The 19,617-nt window shown below is 70.6% G+C and carries 17 protein-coding genes; 11 read left to right on the top strand and 6 right to left on the bottom strand.

Features of this window, described 5'->3' with window-relative positions; translation table 11 throughout:
• Nucleotide 1: 1 nt before the first annotated feature.
• Nucleotides 2-631, top strand: a complete 630-nt coding sequence (locus tag ABEA67_RS07005) for a CoA transferase subunit B (RefSeq protein WP_345462968.1) — start codon at nt 2-4, stop codon at nt 629-631.
• 109 nt (nt 632-740) lie between these two features.
• On the top strand, nt 741-1,511 hold the full coding sequence (locus tag ABEA67_RS07000; RefSeq protein WP_345462966.1) for a 3-hydroxybutyrate dehydrogenase: 771 nt from the start codon (nt 741-743) through the stop codon (nt 1,509-1,511).
• Nucleotides 1,512-1,625: 114 nt separating this feature from the next.
• Here the strand turns inward: ABEA67_RS07000 and ABEA67_RS06995 are convergent, their stop codons facing one another.
• Complete coding sequence (locus ABEA67_RS06995) at nt 1,626-1,772, bottom strand: hypothetical protein (protein ID WP_345462963.1); 147 nt, start codon at nt 1,770-1,772, stop codon at nt 1,626-1,628.
• Nucleotides 1,773-2,063: 291 nt separating this feature from the next.
• Between ABEA67_RS06995 and tdh the strand changes: the two genes are divergently transcribed.
• The 4 genes from tdh (at nt 2,064) to ABEA67_RS06975 (ending at nt 6,801) form a co-directional block, all read left to right on the top strand.
• Nucleotides 2,064-3,107 carry an L-threonine 3-dehydrogenase gene (gene tdh, locus ABEA67_RS06990; protein WP_345463205.1) on the top strand — a complete coding sequence of 348 codons (1,044 nt, stop codon included), beginning with the start codon at nt 2,064-2,066 and terminating at the stop codon, nt 3,105-3,107.
• Nucleotides 3,108-3,355: 248 nt separating this feature from the next.
• Nucleotides 3,356-4,375 (top strand): tryptophan--tRNA ligase, encoded by a 1,020-nt coding sequence (trpS, locus tag ABEA67_RS06985; RefSeq protein ID WP_345462959.1) that lies wholly within the window; start codon nt 3,356-3,358, stop codon nt 4,373-4,375.
• A 77-nt stretch (nt 4,376-4,452) separates the two neighbouring features.
• On the top strand, nt 4,453-5,565 hold the full coding sequence (gene dnaJ, locus ABEA67_RS06980) for a molecular chaperone DnaJ (protein WP_345462956.1): 1,113 nt from the start codon (nt 4,453-4,455) through the stop codon (nt 5,563-5,565).
• Nucleotides 5,566-5,784: 219 nt separating this feature from the next.
• Entirely contained in the window at nt 5,785-6,801 is a 1,017-nt protein-coding gene (locus tag ABEA67_RS06975) for a ribose-phosphate diphosphokinase (protein ID WP_425557161.1), read from the top strand.
• Between the two features lie 67 nt (nt 6,802-6,868).
• On the opposite strand, the gene ABEA67_RS06970 is transcribed toward ABEA67_RS06975, so the two are convergent.
• Entirely contained in the window at nt 6,869-8,335 is a 1,467-nt protein-coding gene (locus tag ABEA67_RS06970; RefSeq protein ID WP_345462953.1) for a hypothetical protein, read from the bottom strand.
• 165 nt (nt 8,336-8,500) lie between these two features.
• Between ABEA67_RS06970 and ABEA67_RS06965 the strand changes: the two genes are divergently transcribed.
• The 3 genes from ABEA67_RS06965 (at nt 8,501) to ABEA67_RS06955 (ending at nt 10,631) form a co-directional block, all read left to right on the top strand.
• Nucleotides 8,501-9,352 (top strand): VOC family protein, encoded by an 852-nt coding sequence (locus ABEA67_RS06965; RefSeq protein ID WP_345462950.1) that lies wholly within the window; start codon nt 8,501-8,503, stop codon nt 9,350-9,352.
• 45 nt (nt 9,353-9,397) lie between these two features.
• The gene (locus ABEA67_RS06960) at nt 9,398-9,724 is read left to right on the top strand and encodes a non-heme iron oxygenase ferredoxin subunit (RefSeq protein ID WP_345462947.1); all 327 of its coding nucleotides are present in this window, start codon (nt 9,398-9,400) and stop codon (nt 9,722-9,724) included.
• A gap of 67 nt (nt 9,725-9,791) precedes the next feature.
• Nucleotides 9,792-10,631: a hypothetical protein gene (locus tag ABEA67_RS06955; RefSeq protein ID WP_345462945.1), complete on the top strand. Its 840-nt coding sequence runs from the start codon at nt 9,792-9,794 to the stop codon at nt 10,629-10,631.
• Between the two features lie 5 nt (nt 10,632-10,636).
• Here the strand turns inward: ABEA67_RS06955 and ABEA67_RS06950 are convergent, their stop codons facing one another.
• Both ABEA67_RS06950 and ABEA67_RS06945 read right to left on the bottom strand, forming a co-directional pair.
• Nucleotides 10,637-10,807, bottom strand: a complete 171-nt coding sequence (locus ABEA67_RS06950) for a hypothetical protein (RefSeq protein ID WP_345462942.1) — start codon at nt 10,805-10,807, stop codon at nt 10,637-10,639.
• 124 nt (nt 10,808-10,931) lie between these two features.
• A complete protein-coding gene (locus tag ABEA67_RS06945) occupies nt 10,932-12,191 on the bottom strand; it encodes a S8 family serine peptidase (protein ID WP_345462939.1) in 1,260 nt (419 codons plus the stop codon).
• An 87-nt stretch (nt 12,192-12,278) separates the two neighbouring features.
• On the opposite strand from ABEA67_RS06945, the gene ABEA67_RS06940 reads away from it, so the two are divergent.
• Nucleotides 12,279-13,049 carry an SDR family NAD(P)-dependent oxidoreductase gene (locus ABEA67_RS06940; RefSeq protein WP_345462936.1) on the top strand — a complete coding sequence of 257 codons (771 nt, stop codon included), beginning with the start codon at nt 12,279-12,281 and terminating at the stop codon, nt 13,047-13,049.
• A 126-nt stretch (nt 13,050-13,175) separates the two neighbouring features.
• A complete protein-coding gene (locus tag ABEA67_RS06935; protein ID WP_345462933.1) occupies nt 13,176-14,270 on the top strand; it encodes an App1 family protein phosphatidate phosphatase in 1,095 nt (364 codons plus the stop codon).
• A gap of 360 nt (nt 14,271-14,630) precedes the next feature.
• On the opposite strand, the gene rnr is transcribed toward ABEA67_RS06935, so the two are convergent.
• On the bottom strand, nt 14,631-18,461 hold the full coding sequence (gene rnr / locus ABEA67_RS06930) for a ribonuclease R (RefSeq protein ID WP_345462930.1): 3,831 nt from the start codon (nt 18,459-18,461) through the stop codon (nt 14,631-14,633).
• Nucleotides 18,462-18,715: 254 nt separating this feature from the next.
• Entirely contained in the window at nt 18,716-19,525 is an 810-nt protein-coding gene (locus ABEA67_RS06925; RefSeq protein ID WP_345462927.1) for an exodeoxyribonuclease III, read from the bottom strand.
• Between the last annotated feature and the right edge of the window lie 92 nt (nt 19,526-19,617).

The following is a 19,617-nucleotide window of genomic DNA, read 5'->3' as shown; positions in this document are numbered from 1 at the left end:
CATGCCCTGGACCCGAGACGAGATGGCGGCCCGCGCCGCCCGTGAACTGCAAGACGGCTACTACGTGAACCTGGGTATCGGCCTGCCCACCCTGGTCGCCAACCACATCCCGCAGGGCGTGTCCGTGATGCTCCAGTCCGAAAACGGCCTGCTGGGCATCGGCCCCTTTCCCGCCGAGGACGAGGTAGATCCCGACCTGATCAACGCGGGCAAGCAGACGGTGACGGCGCTGCCCGGCGCGAGCTTTTTCTCCAGTGCCGATTCTTTTGCCATGATTCGCGGCGGCCACGTGAACCTCGCCATCCTGGGGGCGATGCAGGTGTCGGAAAAGGGCGACCTCGCCAACTGGATGATTCCCGGCAAGATGGTCAAGGGCATGGGCGGCGCGATGGACCTGGTGGCGGGCGTGCAGCGCGTGGTGGTGCTGATGGAGCACGTGGCGAAGGGGGACGCGCACAAGATTCTGCCGCAGTGTTCCCTGCCCCTGACCGGCCAGGGCGTGGTGGACCGCATCATCACCGACCTGGGCGTGCTGGACGTGACGCCGGAAGGCCTGAAGCTCGTCGAACTCGCCCCCGGCGTGACCCTGGACGAGCTGCGGACAAAGACCGGCGCACCGATTCAGGAGTAGGTCCCAGCCGCGCGGCGGCCAGCCTGACCCACCGTTCGGGGTCGGCTGGCCGCTCTCGCATCCCGCTGCGGGTAACGCCCCTGTGACGCCCCCGGCCTACACTCCGCGCATGACAGCACAGCAGGAGCAGCGGGTCGCCCTGGTCACGGGCGGAACGAGCGGCATCGGCCTGGCGATTGCGGGGCGGTTTCAGGCCGATGGGATGCGTGTGGCCGTGCTCGACCTCGACCGCCCCCACGCGCGGGAGGTGGCGGGGCAGCGGGGCTTCACCTTCATTCCCGCCGACCTCGCCCGCCGCGAGGACTGCCGCCGCGCGGTGGAGGAGACGGTTTCGGCGCTGGGTGGGCTGGACGTGCTGGTGAACAACGCGGGGTTTCAGCACATCGACCCCATCAAAGAGTTCCCCGAGGACACCTGGGACACCATGCTCCACGTGATGCTGACCGCGCCCTTCCTGCTGATCAAATATGCCTGGCCGCACCTTACCCGCGGCGGGCAGGGCCGGGTCATCAACATCGCCAGCATTCACGGCCACGTCGCCAGCCCCTTCAAGAGTGCCTACATCAGCGCCAAACACGGCCTGATCGGCCTGACGCGCACCGCCGCGCTGGAGGCGGGCGAGCAGGGCCTGACCGTAAACGCCATCTGTCCGGGGTATGTCCGCACCCCCCTGGTCGAGGGGCAGATTGCCGACCAGGCCCGCACGCGCGGCCTGAGTGAGGCGGAGGTCGAGCAGAAGGTCATGCTCGAACCCGCCGCCATCAAGAAGCTCCTGAATCCGGAGGATGTGGCGGCCCTCGCCAGCTACGTCGCCAGCCCCGCCGCGTGGGGGATGACGGGGGCGGTGCTGGACCTCGACCTGGGGTGGACGGCGCGGTGAGGGGCCAGCGACCAGCTTCCAGCCGCCAGCGAAACCGGGACTGGTTCTGAACCAAAAAGGGCGGGGGCAGCGGCATTCCCGGTTGAATGGATGCCGCTGCCCTCGCCTCTGGTCTTAGTCGGCCCGGTCGTGGTGGATGGTGCCCAGCAGCGCCTTGACGGCCATGTACCCCACCACGAAGAACAGCAGGGGCGTGAGGTTCAGGGTGACCTCGGCGTCCTTCTCGGGTTGCAGGGCGTTCTGCTTGCGGTACTTGATCATGGGTCCAGCGTACCCGGCCCCGGCGTCGGCCTGCCTTGAGGGTCGCTTGGGCCTTCTCACGCGCCGCTCGGGTGCCCCCCCGGTGAAGAGTGGCCGGTGAAGCGCGGCCCGTGAAGTGCGGCATGGTCGGCGGTCCAGCCCGGCGCTATGTTTGGACCGACCGCCGCGCTCACCGCCGTTTTCCCGCGGTGCGGCTGCTCCGACGTGTTTTCCCTCTGCCCGAAAGGAACTGTCATGACCGCTGCCCCGACGCCCACCCACCCAAGCCCCACTACCCCAGTCCCCACCACCATGAAAGCCCTCAGCAAGCAGGAAGCCCGCGAGGGCCTCTGGATGACCGAGACGGACGTGCCCACCCCCGGCCCCAACGACCTGCTGATCCGCATCAAGAACAGCTCCATCTGCGGCACCGACGTGCACATCTACAAGTGGGACGAGTGGGCGCAGAAGACCATTCCCGTGCCGATGGTGGTCGGGCACGAGTACGTCGGCGTGGTGGCCGGGATGGGCAGCGAGGTGCGCGGCTTCGAGCTTGGCGACCGCGTGAGTGGCGAGGGCCACGTCACCTGCGGGCACTGCCGCAACTGCCGCGCGGGCCGTCGCCACCTCTGCCGCAACACCCTGGGGGTGGGTGTGAACCGCCCCGGTTCCTTCGCCGAGTACCTGGTGCTGCCCGCCTTCAACGCCTTCAAGATCCCCGACGACATTCCCGACGAGATAGCGTCCATCTTCGACCCCTTCGGCAACGCCGTGCATACCGCCCTCAGCTTCGATCTGGTGGGCGAGGACGTGCTGATTACCGGGGCCGGACCCATCGGCGTGATGGCCGCCGCCGTCGCCCGGCACGTGGGCGCGCGCCAGGTGGTCGTGACCGACGTGAACGACTACCGCCTGGACCTCGCCCGCCAGATGGGGGCCACCCGCGCCGTGAATGTGGCCCGCGAGGACCTCTGGGAGGTCGCCCAGGCCGAGCTGGGCATGACCGAGGGCTTCGACGTGGGCCTGGAGATGAGCGGCAACGGCGCGGCCTTCGCGCAGATGGTGAAGACCATGAACCACGGCGGCAAGATCGCCCTGCTGGGCATCCCCGCCGGCCGGGTGGACATCGACTGGAACGACGTGATCTTCAAGATGCTCACCATCAAGGGCATCTACGGCCGCGAGATGTTCGAGACGTGGTACAAGATGACGGCCCTGATCCAGTCGGGCCTGGACCTGACGCCCGTGCTGACGCACCGTTTTCCGATCGGCGACTACCAGAAGGGCTTCGACGCGATGCTCAGCGGGCAGAGCGGCAAGGTGATTCTGGACTGGGAGGCGGAGAAGGGGCTGTGAGCCGTGAGCTATGAGCTGTGAAAAAGAGGGCTGAGGCCGAAAGCTGAAGCCTCGGGGTGCTGGTTCATAGCTCACCGCCCATAACTCATAACCCCAACCTGCTAGCATGGCCCCCATGAACCTGCCCCTCGCGTGGTGGTGGCCCGGACATTAGCCGGGTCCCCTCGCCATGCCCCGCAGGCAGGCCGCGCCCGGAGTGATCCGGGTGCGTTTTTTTTGGCCTCTCATTCCCCCTCCCAGGAGAACCCATGACCACCACTCCCCCCCGACCCCGCATCCTGACCGGCGACCGCCCCACCGGCCCCCTGCATATCGGCCACTACGTCGGCTCGCTGAGAAACCGCGTCGCCTTGCAGCGCAGCCACGACACCTATGTCCTGCTGGCGGACGTGCAGGCCCTCACCGACAACTTCGAGAACCCCCGCAAGGTGCGGGACAACGTGCTGGAGGTGGCGCTCGACTACCTGGCGGTGGGCCTGGACCCGCGGGAGGCGACCTTCGTTATCCAGTCGCAGGTGCCCGAGATTGCTGAGCTGACGGTCTTTTACCTCAACCTCGTCACGGTGTCGCACCTGCGGCAGAACCCCACCGTCAAGACCGAGATCGCGCAGAAGGGGTACGGCGAGGCGGTGCCCGCCGGGTTCTTCGTCTATCCCGTCTCGCAGGCCGCCGACATCACGGCGTTCGGCGCGAACCTCGTGCCCGTGGGCGAGGACCAGCTCCCCATGATCGAGCAGACCCGCGAGATCGTGCGGCGTTTCAACCACCTCTACGCGCCCGTGCTGGTCGAGCCGCAGGCGCTGGTGGGCGAGGTGGCCCGCCTGCCCGGCCTGGACGGCAAGGCCAAGATGAGCAAGTCGCTGGGCAACGCCATCCTGCTCTCCGACAGCGCGGACGAGGTGTCCCGTAAGGTGCGCGGCATGTACACCGACCCGAACCACCTGCGGGTGGAGGATCCCGGCCAGGTGGAGGGTAACCCCGTGTTCGCCTATCTGGACGCCTTCGACCCCGACCAGGCGCGCGTGCAGGCCCTCAAGGACCACTACCGCCGCGGCGGCCTGGGCGATGTGAAGGTCAAGAGGCACCTGCTGGAGGTGCTGGAAGCCACCCTCGCGCCCATCCGCGAGCGCCGCGCCGAGTTCGCGCGGGACCGGGCAGGTGTGGAGGCGGTGGTCCGCGAGGGCACGGAACGGGGCCGCGAGGTGGCGGCCGGAACCATGCGCGCCGTGCGGCAGGCGATGCACCTGGACTACTTCCCCACACCCTAGCCGCACCCACGTTTCTTGAGTCCGGTCGTGTTAACCTGGCGAGTGGAGGTCGGGCCGCGCCCGGCGACACACACGACATGGATTACTACGAACTGCTGAGCGTTTCCCGAACCGCGACGGCGGATGAAATCAAAACGTCCTACCGCAAGCTGGCCCTGAAGTTCCACCCCGACCGCAACAAGGAGGCGGGGGCGGCCGAACAGTTCGCCCGCATCAACGAGGCGTACGCGGTGCTCTCGGACCCCGAGAAGCGCGCGCACTACGACCGCTACGGCAGCGCCCCCGGCGCGGGGATGCCGGGTGGGGACCCCTTCGGCGGCATGGGCTTCGACCCGATGGACATCTTCGAGCAGCTCTTCGGCGGGCTGGGCGGGCGCGGGGGTCGGCGTGGCCCAGCACGCGGCGACGACATCGAGGCCGAGGCGCGCATCACCCTGCTCCAGGCCCGCGCGGGCGAGGAGATCGAGGTCGAGGTGGACCGCCTGACCACCTGCGAGCACTGCCACGGCAGCCGCACCGAGCCGGGGGGCAAACCGCCCGTGACCTGCTCGACCTGCGGCGGCGTGGGCGCGGTGCGCGCGCAGGCCCGCACCATCTTCGGGGTGGTGGAAACGCAGCAGCCCTGCCCCACCTGCCGCGGCGAGGGCCAGATCATTCAGGACCCCTGCACGGTCTGTCATGGCCGGGGGCGCACCTTGAAGGCCGAGAAGGTGGGGGTCAAGCTCCCGCGCGGCATCGACGAGGGCTACCGCATCCGCGTGGCGGGCATGGGCAACGAGGGGCCGGGCGGCAACGGCGACCTCTATGTGCATATCGAGATGGAACCCCACCCCGAGCTGCGCCGCGAGCAGGAACACCTGATCTACACCGCCCGCCTCGGCTTTGCCCAGGCCGCCCTGGGTGCCCAGGTCACGGTGCCCACCCTCGACGGGCCTCAGACGGTGGAGGTCAAGGCGGGCACGCAGCACGGCGACCTGCACCGCCTGCGCGGCCAGGGCCTGCCCCGCCTCCAGGGGGCCGGAACGGGCGACCTGATCGTCGAGTACGAGATCAATGTGCCCAGGCCCTCGCAGCTCACGCCCGAGGCGCGCGAGGCCCTGCATGCCTACGCCCGCGCCGTGGGTGACGAGGTCCACGAACACCGCGAGGGCTTTTTCGACAAGGTGGGCAAGATCTTCCGGGGCGAGTAAAGAAGCGTCCGGGGAGTCGGTGGGGAGGGGGTGCGGGTGCCCCTTGCCCACCGGCCCCTTTCCGTGCTCGCGGTGCGGTCCTGCTCCGGGCTGGGCTGTCCCCGTCTGGGGAACGCGGCGCGGCTGTCCCGTGACAGTGGCTCGGGGGGGCGGGTATGCTGCTGTGCGGTCGCCTTCCCGCGACACTTCCCGTTCCCACCTGCCCGGAGGTATTCCACCTTGACCGTTTCCGAACGCCCCCTGCCCGAGCGTCTGGCCCTGTCCGAGCGGCTGGCGCAGAGCCGCCGTCAGCCCCTGCTGGTGTTTGCCGGCCAGAGCAACCGCCCGCTGGCGCAGGCCATCTGCGACAACCTGGGCATTCCGCTGGGCCGCAGCAAGACCGAGAAGTTCACGAACGACAACCTGATCGTGCATTACGAGCAGTCGCTGCGCGAGGGCGACGTGTTTATCGTGCAGTCGTTCAGCACCCCGGTCAGCGACGCGATCATGGAACTGCTGCTGATGATCGACGCGGCCAAGAGCGCCTCGGCGGGCCGCGTCACGGCGGTCATTCCGTACTTCTCCTACGCCCGCAGCGACAAAAAGGACAGCCCCCGCATCTCCATCGCCGGGCGGCTGGTGGCCGACATCCTCCAGGAGGCGGGCGCGGACCGCGTGCTGACCATGACGCTGCACGCGCCGCAGGTCCACGGCTTTTTCAAGGTGCCGGTCGATCACCTCTCCGCCGACCTCGTGCTGAGTGCACACTTCAAGCAGTGCGTGCCGGATGCCGACCGCGGCGTCGTGCTGGCCCCCGACGCGGGCAGCATCAAGCGCGCCAGCCAGATTGCCCGCCGCCTCGATTCCGGCCTCGCCATGATCGACAAGGAGCGCCTTTCCGACACCGAGGTCCGCCCCCGCGCCCTGATCGGTGACGTGGAGGGCAAGACCGTCTTTATCGTGGACGACGAGATCAGCACCGCCGGGAGCCTGGTCGAGACGGTGAACATCGCCCGCAGCATGGGGGCCAGGGACGTGTATGTGGCCGTCACCCACGGCGTCTACACCGGCCCCGCCATCGAGCGCATCGCCGCGCTGGACGTGACCCAGGTCGCCAGCACCAACACCGTCTACGTGTCGCCGGAGAAGGTCGCCGCCTCCAACGGCAAGCTGGCCGTGCTGGACGTGGCACCGCTGTTTGCCAACGCCATCGCCAACATCCATACCGGCGAGAGCGTCAGCACGCTGTTCGAATAAGAGCGGGGGCAAGGCAGGAGGGGAAGGCCACCACTGGTCTTCCCCTCCTGCGCTTGTTTGCCCCGGCTCAAGTTATCCGTGGCCTGGTGCGGTTCCACGCCGTCAACCCCACCACCAGCGTCCCCGCCGCCAGCAGCGCGAGCAGCAGCCCCGATTGCCCGCTCACCAGGAACGTGAGCGGCACCAGGGCGGCCACCAGCAGCGGCGGCAGGTACGGGCGGCCCAGCGCCAGCACCCCGAACACCAGCCCGGCCAGCGCGCCCAGCGGCACGGCCAGGGCGGGTGGCAGGTACGCGGTCAGCACGCCGCCCAGTGCGAAGCCCACCGCAAGGCCCAGCACCGCGCTCGCCAGCCGCAGCGGCGGCAGGGGCAGGCGGCGCAGCAGCGCCCAGGCCAGGGCCAGCAGCGCGGCCAGCCCCAGCACGAGCGGCTGCACCAGCCCCACCTTGGCGAGCATCTCGCGCAGGCTGCCCTGGGCGAACACGACGGCCACGTTCTGCGCGGTAATCACGTCCTGAAGCCGCCAGCGCAGCGTCTGGGGGCCGCCGAAGGTCCCGCGAACCACGTCGGTGGGATACAGGCTGTAGCGCTCGAACTTGGCGGGGCGGTTGGCGGTCACGGTCAGGTCGAGGTTCCGCAGCGGCTCGCGCCGGTCGGACAGGCGGTAGCTCCAGCCGCGCGACCCCTGGTGGCGGTAGGTCACGTTCACGCGCACGGTCTGCCCGCCGGGCACCTCGCCCTCCCAGATGCTGCCCTCCCGCAGGTCGCTGGCGCGGTAGCTCCGGCCGTTCACGGTGAGGCGGAAGTCGCTCAGGGTGCCGCTTCCGTAGGGCAGCGGAAACACGAAGCGCAGCGTGGCCGCCTCCCGGCGCGGGTTGGTGAAGGTGTAGTCCGCCCCGAAAGTGGCGTTGTAGTAGCTGCCGCGCCCGCCAGCCGGGTCCACGAAGCGCAGGTCGGCGCGGGCGCGGGTGGTGTCCAGGCCCAGGGGTTCCTCGACTTGCAGGGTCACGTCGCGGGTGTAGATCAGATTGCGCCCCTGCCGCCGGAAGCCCTCGCGCAGGTCCTGCACCGTCAGGCCGGGGGGGTTCCCGAAGTACGGCAGCAGCGTCTCCCAGCCGCCGTTCAGGTCCAGCCGCGCGTACACGTCGGCGGGCAGCACCAGGCTGCGCGAGTAGGTGCGCGTGGACAGCACGCTGACGCGCGGGGCCGACTGCACCGTCTGTCCCCCGGCGGGGTCGGCGGCGTTGGCGTAGCGGGCATTGAGCTGCGCGCCCAGCCGGGCATCCACCGCGCGGCGCGTGACCGTGGTGGCGAGTGCGCCCGCCGCCACCGCCAGCGCCACCAGTGCCCAGCGCCCCAGCCACGGCAGCCGGGCACTGGCCCAGCTCAGCCCCGCCCGGAACCGTTCGCGGTCCAGCAGGCCAATCAGCAGCAGCGCCAGCAGCAGAGCGCCCAGCGTGACCGCCAGCGGCACGGCCAGCCCCGCCAGCCAGGAAAGAGCGTCATACAGGGCGTTGAGCGCGGTCTGAACCATAGGAAACCTCCGGTGAGGGCAGGGGAGCTGTTGTCAGAGATGTACTTCTCTGAGTATGTACCTCAAAGAGAGGGCGGAACTCATCCGACTTTTGGAGGAGGGTGCACGGGAGCTACAAAACTCAAATCGGTTGATTTTTTAAAGCGTTTGGCTCAAACTGGGGTCATGACCCAGACCTCCCGTCCCCTTCCCGCGACCACACGGGTCGGCCCCGTGACCCTGCTGGCGCGCGACCTGCCCCGGCTAAGCGATTTTTATGCTGGCCTGCTGGGACTGACGCCGCTGGAACAGACGGCAGAAGCAGTGACGCTGGGGGCGCACGGGATGCCCCTGCTGCGGCTGGTGGCGGCCTCCGCCCTCCCCGCGCCTGCGGGCACCCGCCCCGGCCTGTATCACACGGCCTTCCTGCTGCCGACCCGCGCCGACCTGGGGCGCTGGCTGGCGCACGCGGCCGGGCTGGGCCTGCGCCTGGGCACCGGCGACCACCTCGTCAGCGAGGCCATTTATCTGAACGACCCCGAGGGCAACGGCATCGAGGTCTACCGCGACCGGCCCCGCGACGAATGGACCTGGGAAAACGGCCAGGTCCGCATGGACACCCTGCCGGTGGATGTGCAGAGCGTGCTGGCCGCCGCAGAGGGCACCCCCTTCGAGGGCGCGCCCGCAGGCACCCGCGTCGGTCACGTTCACCTCAAGGTCGGGAACGCGGCCGAGGCGGCCCGCTTCTACGGTGACGCGCTGGGGCTGGACGTGGTGTCGCACTTTCCGGGCGCGGCCTTCCTGTCGTGGGGCGGCTATCACCACCACCTGGGCCTGAACGAGTGGCATTCGCGCGGGCAGGGGAAGCCTGCGGCCCCCGCGGCGGGCCTGGAGGGCATCGAGTTCACCGCGCCCGACCTCGCGCCGCTCCGCTCACACCTCGCCGCCCGCGGGCTGCATGTGCAGGACAGCGGCGACACGCTGAGCTTCGAGGACCCCTGGGGCAACCGGGTGACGGTGCGGGCGGCACGGGCTTGACCCAGGTTCTGCCGTTCCCGCGCCGCGGCCCGCTAGACTCCCCCCATGAGTGAGCAGGTCGGGGTCGAGCGCGTGCGGGTCGGCGCGGAGGCGGAACTGCCGGAGGGCAGCCAGACGGAAGTGACGGTGGACGGCGTGAGCGTGGTCGTGGTGCGCTCCGAGGGCCAGTTCTACGCCCTGCGCAACAACTGCACCCACAAGGACTTCCCGCTGCTGGGCGGCGAGGTGAGCATGGGCCGCATCACCTGCGCCAAGCACGGCGCGAAGTTCGAACTCGCCACCGGCAAGGCCAAGACACTGCCCGCCGTGAAACCGGTGAAGATTTACCGCACGCTGGTGGAGGGCGGCGAGGTCTACGTGCTGCCCCTGTAGGGCGGGCACTGGAGGGCTGGCCTTCTGGCCGATGTGACGCCGTGCCCGACGTGAAAGGCTGATGCCCATGCGTGTCCTGAACGTGCCTGTTCCCCCCGGCCTGCCCGACGCCTGGGCGGGATGGCTGGCCCCGGCCCGGCAGCCGTTCTTCCTGACCGGGGAGGAGGCGCAGGCGCTGGGCCTGCGGGCCGTCCTGCGCTCCGGCGTGACGTTCACCCCGGAACAGCGCGACACCTACGCCCTCTGGAACCTGCGCCCGGAGGCCGACCGGGTGGTCTGGCTGGGCCAGGAAGACTGGCGGGCGCTGCCTCCCGCCTCTCGCCGGGCGCTGCTGCGGGCACAGGTGCGGCATGGCCGGGCTGCTGTGCCCCGCACGCGCGATTTCGCGGACCTGCTGCCCCACCTGACGGGCGCACGGTTCGTGTGGTGGCCCTCCCTCGTCTCGCCCGCAGTGCTGGCGCGGGTGCTGTCGACGGGTCGCCCGGCGTGCCAGAGCCAGAGCGTCCCGGCCGAGGTGTGGGCAGATGCGGCCTCCCTGTTGCCCCAGGCCCAGGAACTGGCGGGCACCTGGCCGCGCGCGAGCGGCCCGAACTGCTTCGGCACGGTGATGGGCGCGGCGGGTGTGGCGGGTGCCGCCGAGGAGTGGATGCAGCGCGAGCCGTTCGAGGCGTTTCTGGCGGCGCGCACTCGCCCCGGCGGCCAGGACGACCAGCCCGGCACCCTGCTCGTCTGGCGTGACGTGGCGGGAGCGGTACAGCACGCGGCTGTCACCCTGGGAGGCGGCTGGGCACTGCACAAGCCCTCGCAGTCGTGGATGACGCCGCGGGTGGCGCTGCCGGTGGACGACCTGATTCGCTCCTGCCGCACGCGCGGCTGGCGGCTCTACCGGTCCAGACTGCGGGTGTAGGGACGCTACCGGCCCCTGCGCGTCAGCCGCCACAGCGTTACACCGTTGGACACCAGCAGCAGCGCGCACAGGATGGCAAAGGGCACGTTCTCCTTCTGAATGAAGCGGATGGTCAGGATGCCCCACCCGCACATCAGCGCCACCACCAGCCAGACGCGCCATGCGGGGGCGTTCACGGAGTCCTCCGGGTGTTCATGGGGTCAGGGTAGCGGGTTTGGGGAGGCGGGGCGTCCCGGTGGGGTGAGTGGAAAAAGAGGGGCGGAAGCTGAAGCAGGAGCTTTTGCTCCCACTGACCACTTCCTACTTCCCACTCACCGCTTTAACCGCCGCCTCCGCGTTCAGCACCCCCCGCCCACAGCTCCTGCGCGGGTCGGGGTCGCAGCGGCCCCCCGGAAAGGGCGTCGCCGTGCGGGTGAGGAGGTCACGGACCTGGGCGGGCGTGAGGGTGGGTTTCAGGCCGAACAGCAGGCTCGCCACGCCTGCCGCGTGGGGGGCGGCGAAGCTGGTGCCGTTGGGGGTGCGTTCGCCGCCGGGGCCGCTGACGCTGCTCGCCACGATGCCGTGACCGGGTTCACCGCCGGGGGCGGCCAGCGCCACCGCAACGCCCCAGTTGGCATAACCCGGCCGCCTGCCGTCGGCGGTCACGCTGGTCACGGTGAGCACGTTGCGGCACCCGGCGGGCGAGTAGCCTCCCGCGTCCGTGCCGTCGTTTGCGGCCCCCGCCACCACCAGCGCCCCGCGGGTCGTCACCGCGTCCACCGCCGCCTGAATGCGGGCGTCGCAGCCGGTCAGGGGGATGAAGTCGGCGTACAGGCTGAGGTTCAGCACGCGGGCGGGGTTGGGGTTCACGGGCGCGCCCGGCACGCTCAGGCCCGCCGCCCAGCGCAGGCCGTCGGCCAGGTCCTGCGGGGCAATCATGCCGTCCACGCCCGCCACCCGCACCTGCACCACGCGCGCCTGGGGGTTGATGCCCGCCATGCCGCGCCCGTCGTGCGCCGCGCCTATCAGGTTGGCGATGACCTCCGCGTGGTAGGCGAACTGACCCACTCCACTCGCGTCCCGGTCGCGTCCGTCGCCGTCCCCGGCCCGCGCGGGGTCCGAGACGAAGTCGTACCCGTTCACCACGCGCCCCGCCAGCTCCGGCGAGTTCACGAAACCGGTGTCCAGCACGGCGACCGTGACCCCGGTGCCCCGCCCGCCCGCCGCCACCTGCGCCCAGGCCCCCGGCATCCCGATGGCCTGAAGGTCCCACTGCCGCGCAAAGAGGGGGTCGCTGGGCTGGCTGCTCAGCGGGGCAGGGCGCGAGGCCGGAAGGGGGGTGGTGGACCGGGTCGGGGTGGTGGGGGTCGGTGTGGGCACCGTCACGGGAGACAGCGGCAGCAGCGGCAGCAGCGGCAGCAGCGGGAGCAGCGGCGGCGCGGGCAGTGTGCGGCCCGGTTCCGGGGTCAGTTCGGGCAGGGGAGCTGTGGCCGGGCCGGGGAGGGGCAAGCCAGGTGAGGCGGCCAGGGCGGCAGTGCCCGCCAGCGCGGCGGTGAGCAGAACGGACGGCAGGACCTTCATCCGCCCAGTCTCGCGTGCCTGGCTGACGGGGGGCTGAGTGAACGCTGGCGGAAGGGTGGGGGAGGGGCCAGACCCTTACCCTGGAGCATGACTCTTTCTCGGCGGCAAACCGTCCTTCTCACGGGGGCGTCCAGCGGCATCGGGCGGGCCACCGCGCACGAACTCGCCGCCCGGGGCTACCGGCTGGTGCTGGCGGCGCGGCGGGAGGAGGAACTCGCGGCCCTGGCGCGCGAACTCGACCCCAGCGGCTCGCGGGTGGTCGCGGTGCCCACCGACGTGACGGACGACACCTCGCGCCGCGCCCTGGTGGCGGCCACGCAGGAACACTTCGGCCAGGTGGACGTGCTGATCAACAACGCCGGCGTGACCGTCGAGCGCGGCTGGTGGTGGGACGATCCCGACCCGCTGCGGGTGCTGCGCGTGAACCTCGAAGCGCCCATCGAACTCACGCGGCTGGTCCTGCCGGGGATGCGGGCGCGGGGGGCGGGCCACATCGTCAACATCGGCTCGGTGGCGGGGCGGGTGCCCTTCAACGGGATGTACTCGGCCAGCAAGTTCGGGCTGCGCGGCTTCTCGCAGGCGCTGCGGCGGGAACTGCTGGGGACCGGGGTGCAGGTCAGCCTCGTCTCACCGGGGTTCGTTCGCAGCGAGATGACGCGGGCGGCCCGCCTCCCCATGCCCGGCCCCGAGGTGATTGCCCGCGCCGTGGCCGGCGTGCTGGAACGTCCCCGCCGCGAGGTGGTCGCCCCGCGTGCCTACGCGCTGCCCATCCTCCTGGACGCCGCGCTGCCCGGCCTGGTGGACCGCGTGGCGCCGCTGGTCTTCCGCCGCCGGTATGCCCATGAGCGGGGGAAGTGATACCAAATGGCGTTGATTCCCTGGAACCGAAGCAATCCCGTATGTCGCCGGGGCCGCCATCTCTCAGCGTTCCCTTCAGGCGTGGGTGCTGCGCCCACCGCCGCGAGTCCGTAGACTGACCGCCAGATGAGCGCCTTCAAGACCGCTTTCAAGGCGATTCAGCCCGCGCTGGAACGGGGGCTGCTGGCCGTGGACCATGCCGTCAGCGGCTACGTGCAGCCCCGGCGGGCGCGCGGCAAGCTGATCTTGCAGCCCTACGTGGGCTGGGGCACCCCGCAGGCGGTGGAACTGTCCGGGCGGGTGCTGCTGCCCCGCGCGCTGGCCCCGGCCCGCAAAAAGGACACGCGCTGGCGCAACTTCCGCAGCATCCTGCGCCGCCTGCTCTCGCGCGAGGTGGGGGGCGTCCGGGTGGTGGGGAGGCTGGGGGACCTCAGTGCCAGCGCCGTGAGCGACGGCGACGGCTACTTCACCCTGACCTTTGCCCCCACCGAGCCGCTGGCGGGCGGCTGGCACGAGGTGAGCCTGAGCATCGAGGGCCGCCCCGGCACCACCCGCGCCCGCGTACAGGTGGTCGCGGAGGCCCGCTTTGGCATCATCAGCGACCTCGACGACACCGTGATTCAGTCGGACGTGACCAGCCTGCCGCGGATGCTCGTGACCAGCCTCACCGGCAACGCCCGCACGCGCCTGCCCTTTCCCGGTGTGGGGGCGCTGTACCGCGCGCTCACCCGCGACGGCGAGGCCCGCAATCCGATTTTCTACGTCTCCAGCAGCCCCTGGAACTTCTTCGACCTGCTGTGGCAGTTTCTGGAATATCGCCGCATTCCGCTGGGGCCACTCTTCCTCCGCAACTGGGGCGTGGACCTGCTGGGCGGGCACGGGGGCTACAAACACGGGGTCATCGAGCGCATCTTCGCCCGCTTTCCGGGCCTGAACTTCGTGCTGGTGGGCGACAGCGGCGAGAAGGACCCCGAAATCTACGCCGAGGTCGTGCGCCGTCATCCGGGCCGCGTGCTGGCCGTCTACATCCGCGACGTGACTGGAGGCAGCCGCGACGAGGGTGTGCTGAAGCTGCGGGGGGAGGTCCGCAAGGCGGGCGTGGACCTCGTGCTGGCCGCCGACAGCCTGAACGCCGCCAGCCACGCGATGGCGATGGGCCTGATGACGCCGGGCGAGTTGCGCAGCGTGCTGACGAGCGTGGCGCGGACGTACGAGACGTGAGCTTTCAGCCGTCAGCCAGAAGCTGTCAGCTCAGGATGGACGCGGCTTAGAGCATTTGACGTAAAAAGAATCCCTCTCCCCTTGCTTCGCAAGGCCCTCTCTGCTCCGCAGCTCTACGAGTCCCGCAAGGGGAGAGGGTCAAAAAACGCTGCTATCTTTACGACAAGAAGAGCGCATGTAGGAGGGCCTTTCTCTCCCTCTCCCCTTGCGGGAGAGGGTTGGGGAGAGGGGTGGCAGCCAATAGGCTGCTCTCAAAACGCCACCTGACCCTGGGATTTATCCCTCCCCGTTGGCCCCCACAAGCAGAGCAGGCCAGAGGTTTCCCCCTGCCCCGCCCGGCTGAGTGGCTGCTTCTCCTGGTTAGCCCGGCTGTCCGTTGCTCCCCCGGCGGCCCCGGCGGCGGCGGCGGCGTTTGGCGTCCGCGTCGTTGCTGGCCTGACCCGCGTCGGGCTGAGTGGGGGCCTGTGTGGCCTGGACGCGGGGCGGGCGGCCTCCACCCTGCGTTCCGCCCGAACGGCCGTTCAGGTCACGCACGGCTCCGCGGTCGTTCGCGCCGCGCGAGAAGCCCTGGCCGCGGCCCCCGCGGTCGCTGCGCTCGTACCCGCGCCCGCCGCGGCCCTGGCCCTGACCGTCCTCGGGCGGCATGTGGTCCACGGTCCAGTCCCCGAAGTACATGCGCTGCACCGTGATGTTCACCGGGCGCAGATGTTCGTTGCGGGGCCGCTCCAACGTGATGACCCGCCGCTTGAAGCCGCCGCCCTGGCGCATCGGGGCGGGGGCGCGCCCGCCCTGGCCGCCCTCGCGCTGGGGCTGGCCGCGTCCGCCGCGGGCCTGGCCGGCCTGCCGGGGGGGGCTGCTCTGCACCGCCGGTTGCGGGTCATCCAGCGTGAACTTGCGGGGCGCGGTGGTGCTGATGCTCTGAAGCTTCTCGCGCTTTTCCGCCTCGCGGTCCTCGCGGCGGCGGGCGCGGGGCCGCACGGTGCTGTCGTTGCCGTCCATGTCGTTCTCCTGCGTGAAGTCAATCTGGCGGGCCAGGGGGTTGACCTGGCTGATGGTGACGTTGAGGGCATCGCCCAGCCGGAAGGTGCGCCCATTCGAGCGGCCCCGCAGCATCTGCGCGTCCTCCAGGTAGATGTAGTAGTCGTCGTCGAGGTTGCTGATGTGCAGCTTGCCCTCCACGCCGTTGTCCAGCGCCACGAAGAGGCCGCTCGACACCACGCCCGACACGTTGCCGGGGAAGCTCTCGCCCAGATGCTCCTGCGCCCACTTGGCCTGGTAGTACTTGGTCAGGTCGCGCTCGGCCTCGGCAGCCTTGCGCTCGCGGTCGGAGGTGTGGTCGCCCATCGCGGGCAGCTCGGCGCGCAGCTCGTGCACGGCGCGGCTGTTCGCCCGCAGGTCGCCCGACAGCACGCCCCTCAGCACCCGGTGAACGAACAGGTCCGGGTAGCGGCGAATGGGCGAGGTGAAGTGCAGGTACTCGGCAAAGGCGAGGCCGAAGTGCCCCAGGTTCTCGCCCGCGTACTTGGCCTGCTGCATGCTTCTCAGCAGCAGCGTGTTCACCACGCTCTCGCGCGGCGTGCCCCGCACGGCCTTGAGCACCGCCTGATAGGCCTGCGGCGTCGGCTCGCCGCCGGGGAACGAGAGGCCCAGCCGCCCGATGGCGTTGCTGGTTTCCTGGAACCTCTGGAGGGTGGGTTCCTCGTGGATGCGGAAGAGGGTGGGAATCTCGCGCTCGATCAGGTAGTGCGCGACCACCTTGTTGGCGAGCAGCATCAGATCCTCGATCATGCCGCGCGCCGTTTCCTCGCGGATGGGGATCAGTTCCATCCGACCGTCCGGCCCCACGTCCACCTTGACCTCGCGCAGCTTGAAGTCCAGCGATCCCTCGCGCAGCCTCTTCTGGCGCAGCTTGGTCGTGATCTTCAGCAGCAGGTGCAGGTCGCCCTCAAGGTGCCGGGCATGGTCGGGCAGCGTGGAGGTCGCCTCCGAGTAGGCCTGCACCTCGTCGTAGGTCAGCCGCGCCTTGCTCTGGATGACGCTGGGCGCGAGCTGCACGTTCAGGATGTCGCCCTCGGCGGAGAGTTCGATCATGGCCGTCATGGTGAGGCGGTCCTCGTAGGGCACCAGGCTGCACACGCCGTTGCTGAGGTGCTCGGGCAGCATGGGCAGCACGCGGCCCGGCAGGTAGACGCTGGTGGCGCGCGCATACGCCTCGTCGTCCAGCGGCGTGTCTTCCTGCACGTAGTGGCTCACGTCCGCGATGTGCACACCCACCACGAAGGTGCCTTCCGGCGTGGGCTGGATGTGAATGGCGTCGTCGAAGTCCTTGGCGTCGCGCCCGTCCACCGTGAAGATGTTGAACTCGCGCAGGTCGAGGCGGCCCACCAGGGCTTCTTCGGGAATCCGGGTGGGGATGGCGTTGGCCTGCTCCAGCACGTCCGCCGGGAAGGCGCCGCGCAGGCCGTACTTCACGATGACGGCCTCCGTCTCGGTTTCCGGGTCGTCCTGCTCTCCCAGCACGCGCGTGACCTGGCCGAAGACCTCGTCCTCGCCGGTCTGCTCGGGCCAGTACAGCTCGGCCACGACCCTCGCGCCGCCCTCCAGCCCCTCCAGCCCCTCGGGCAGCAGTAGGATGCGGTGCCGGGCGCGGGGATCGTCGGGCTTGAGGATGGGGTGGCCCTTGCTGAACTCCAGGCTGCCCACCAGTTGCCTGTAGGCGCGCTGCACGATGCGGGCCACCGAGGCGCGCGGGCTGCCGTCGCCGCGCTGGCCCCGGCGGGGTCCACCGCCGCGTCCGCTGTCGCCGCGGCCTTCCATGCGCACCAGCACGGTGTCGCCGTTCCAGGCTTCCAGCGTGTCCTCCGGCGCGACGTAGAAGTCCTCGCCGCCCGAGTCCGGAACCACGAAGCCGAAACCCGCGGGGGAGGCCTGGAAGCGCCCGCGCACCAGGCTCATCGCCTCGGGCAGGCCATAGGTGCGCCGCCGGGTACGAATCACCTCGCCCGTGCGGGTCAGCTCGTCCAGCAGCGCCTCCAGATCGCGCCAGTTCCCCAGGCGGTCGAGCATCTGGCGGGTAAAGGTGCGTTCCAGGTCGCGCACGTGAATCGGGCGGCCCAGCTTGCGAAGCTGCGCGATCACCAGGTCGCGGGCCGGGTCCTGCCCATCGGGCTGGTCCGGCTCGGCCTCTTCCCCCGCCACCTCTTCCTGGGCCACTGCGGCGGGCAGGCTTTCTGCCTCGGGGGCCGCCCTGGTCTCGCGCCGGGTCTGACGGCCGCGGCGGCTGGTCTGAACGGGGCTGGCCCGCACGGGCAGATCCAGCTCCTCCGGCAGCAGCGTGTCCACCACGGGAGCGGGCGTGTCTGCCTGGGCGTTTCCGGGGACGGTCAGCACCGCCTCGGCCTGCGGCCCCTGGGGCTGTTCCTCCACCTCCACCGGCTCCACGCCGCCGAGGACGGTATCCAGGGGCACTTCCTCATCCAGGGTCACGGCCTCCTGCTCGGATCCCGCGGGGAGCGGGGTAGGTTCAGGCAGAGCGGTCTTGGGCGGGCGGCCACGGCGCTTCTTGGGCACTTCCAGCAGCACGGGGTCGGTCGGCTCCGGGGCGGGGGGCAGCACTTCGGGGATGGCTTCCGCCTCAGCCGCCGCCCTGGGTTTCCGCCCGCGCCGGGGCCTGGCGGGCGCTTCCGCCTCTGCCGCCACGGGTTCCGGGTCGGGCTGGACGGGTTCGGGCTGCGGCTGCTCTGTCGTCTGCGTCTTGCGCCCACGGCGGGCGGGACGGGCAGACACTTCAGACCCTTCTGCCAGGGGTGCAGGTTCAGTGGAGGCTGCCTCCTGGACGGGCTGGGCCTCCTGGGGCTGGGCGGCCCCCTTCGGCGGGCGGCCCCGGCGGGGTCTGGGGGTGGGTTCAGGGTTGTTTTCGGGGGTAGGGTCCGCCCCGGCGGTGTCCGTCACGGGGGGTGGTTCGGCAGCGGCCCGGGTCTTGCGCGTGCCGCGCTTGGGGGCGACGGGCGTCACGGCCTCCTGTGCGGGGGCCAGGGCTGCCGGGGTGTCTGTGGGTTCGGCGGGAGCGGCGGTCGGCGCGGCATTCTTCGGCCTGCGCCCGGCCCGGCTCCCGGTCTTCGGTTGTTCTTCGGCGGGGGCGTGGTCCGGCTGCTCGCCTGAGGCCACGCGCTCCTTTTTCGCTCTCGGCATTCCTCACCTGTCAGGACGCCCGTGGGTGTGCTCATTGGGATGCGGCGGGCCACCTGGTCTCATGCGCCGGTGAATGGGAAGGCACTGGCGTGGTGGTGGCCCCTGGCGTGCATCTCACCCACGGGGGAGGGGGGTCGCTTGTCTCGGGCTGCCCCCGAGCCGCCTGATGACGGCGCGGGGACGCTGTCCTGTTGCCCGGCAGCGAGGCCAGTCTATCACGTGTTCCCAGCTCACGTTTCTGCATGAAGTCGCGTTTAGCCGCCGGGGGTGTTCCGCCCGCCGGGGTCCGCCGTACCTGTCAGCACGGTGCCCGTCAGCGGCGCGTGGTCGCTCAGCCGGGCGGCGCGGTCCACCCACAGCTCCCGCACCGGCACGCCCGCCGCCAGCAGGTAGTCGATGCGCCAGCCCACGTCGTTGGCGTAGGCGTTCCCGCGGTTGCTCCACCAGGTGTACTCGCTGCGCTCCCCCAGGTGCGCCCGGTGCGTGTCGATCAGGCCGGAGGCGAGGTGGGCGGTCATCCACTCGCGCTCGTGGGGCAGGAAGCCGCTGTTCTTCCGGTTGCCCCGCCAGTTCTTCAGGTCCAGTTCGCCGTGCGCCACGTTGTAGTCGCCGCCGATGACGAGGGGCAGGCCCTCCGCCAGCATGGCCTGGGTCCAGGCGTGGTAGTCGGCCAGCACGCGGTCCTTGAAGCCCTGCCGCTCCGGGCCACTGCTGCCGCTGGGGAGGTACACGCTGGCAAAGCGCACGCCCCCCACCACCGCGCTCAGCACCCGGCCTTCACCGTCCATCTCGGGGTGCGCCATCCCCACCCGCACGTCCGCGAGGGGCCAGCGGCTCAGCACCGCCACGCCGCTGTAGCCGGCCTTCTGCGCCGGGAACCAGGCCCCCGCGTAGCCCAGCTCCCCCAGCGCCTCCGGCATCGGGTCGGCGCGAACCTCCTGAAGCAGCAGCACGTCGGGCTGCTCCCGGCCCACCCAGCCCGTCAGGCCCCTGCGCAACGCACTGCGCAGGCCGTTCACGTTGAGAGTCGTGACCTTGAGGGCAGTGGGCGAGGCGGGCGGCATCGGCGGGAGCATAGCGCGCGGGGGGCCGCTCAAGGAACGTTCAGCCCAGTCGTGTGTGGGGCAAGGCCCTCTTCCGTTAGGCTGGACAGACC

Source organism: Deinococcus carri (assembly GCF_039545055.1).
GTDB classification, from domain to species: domain Bacteria; phylum Deinococcota; class Deinococci; order Deinococcales; family Deinococcaceae; genus Deinococcus; species Deinococcus carri.
This window is presented reverse-complemented; position numbering and strand designations above follow the sequence as displayed.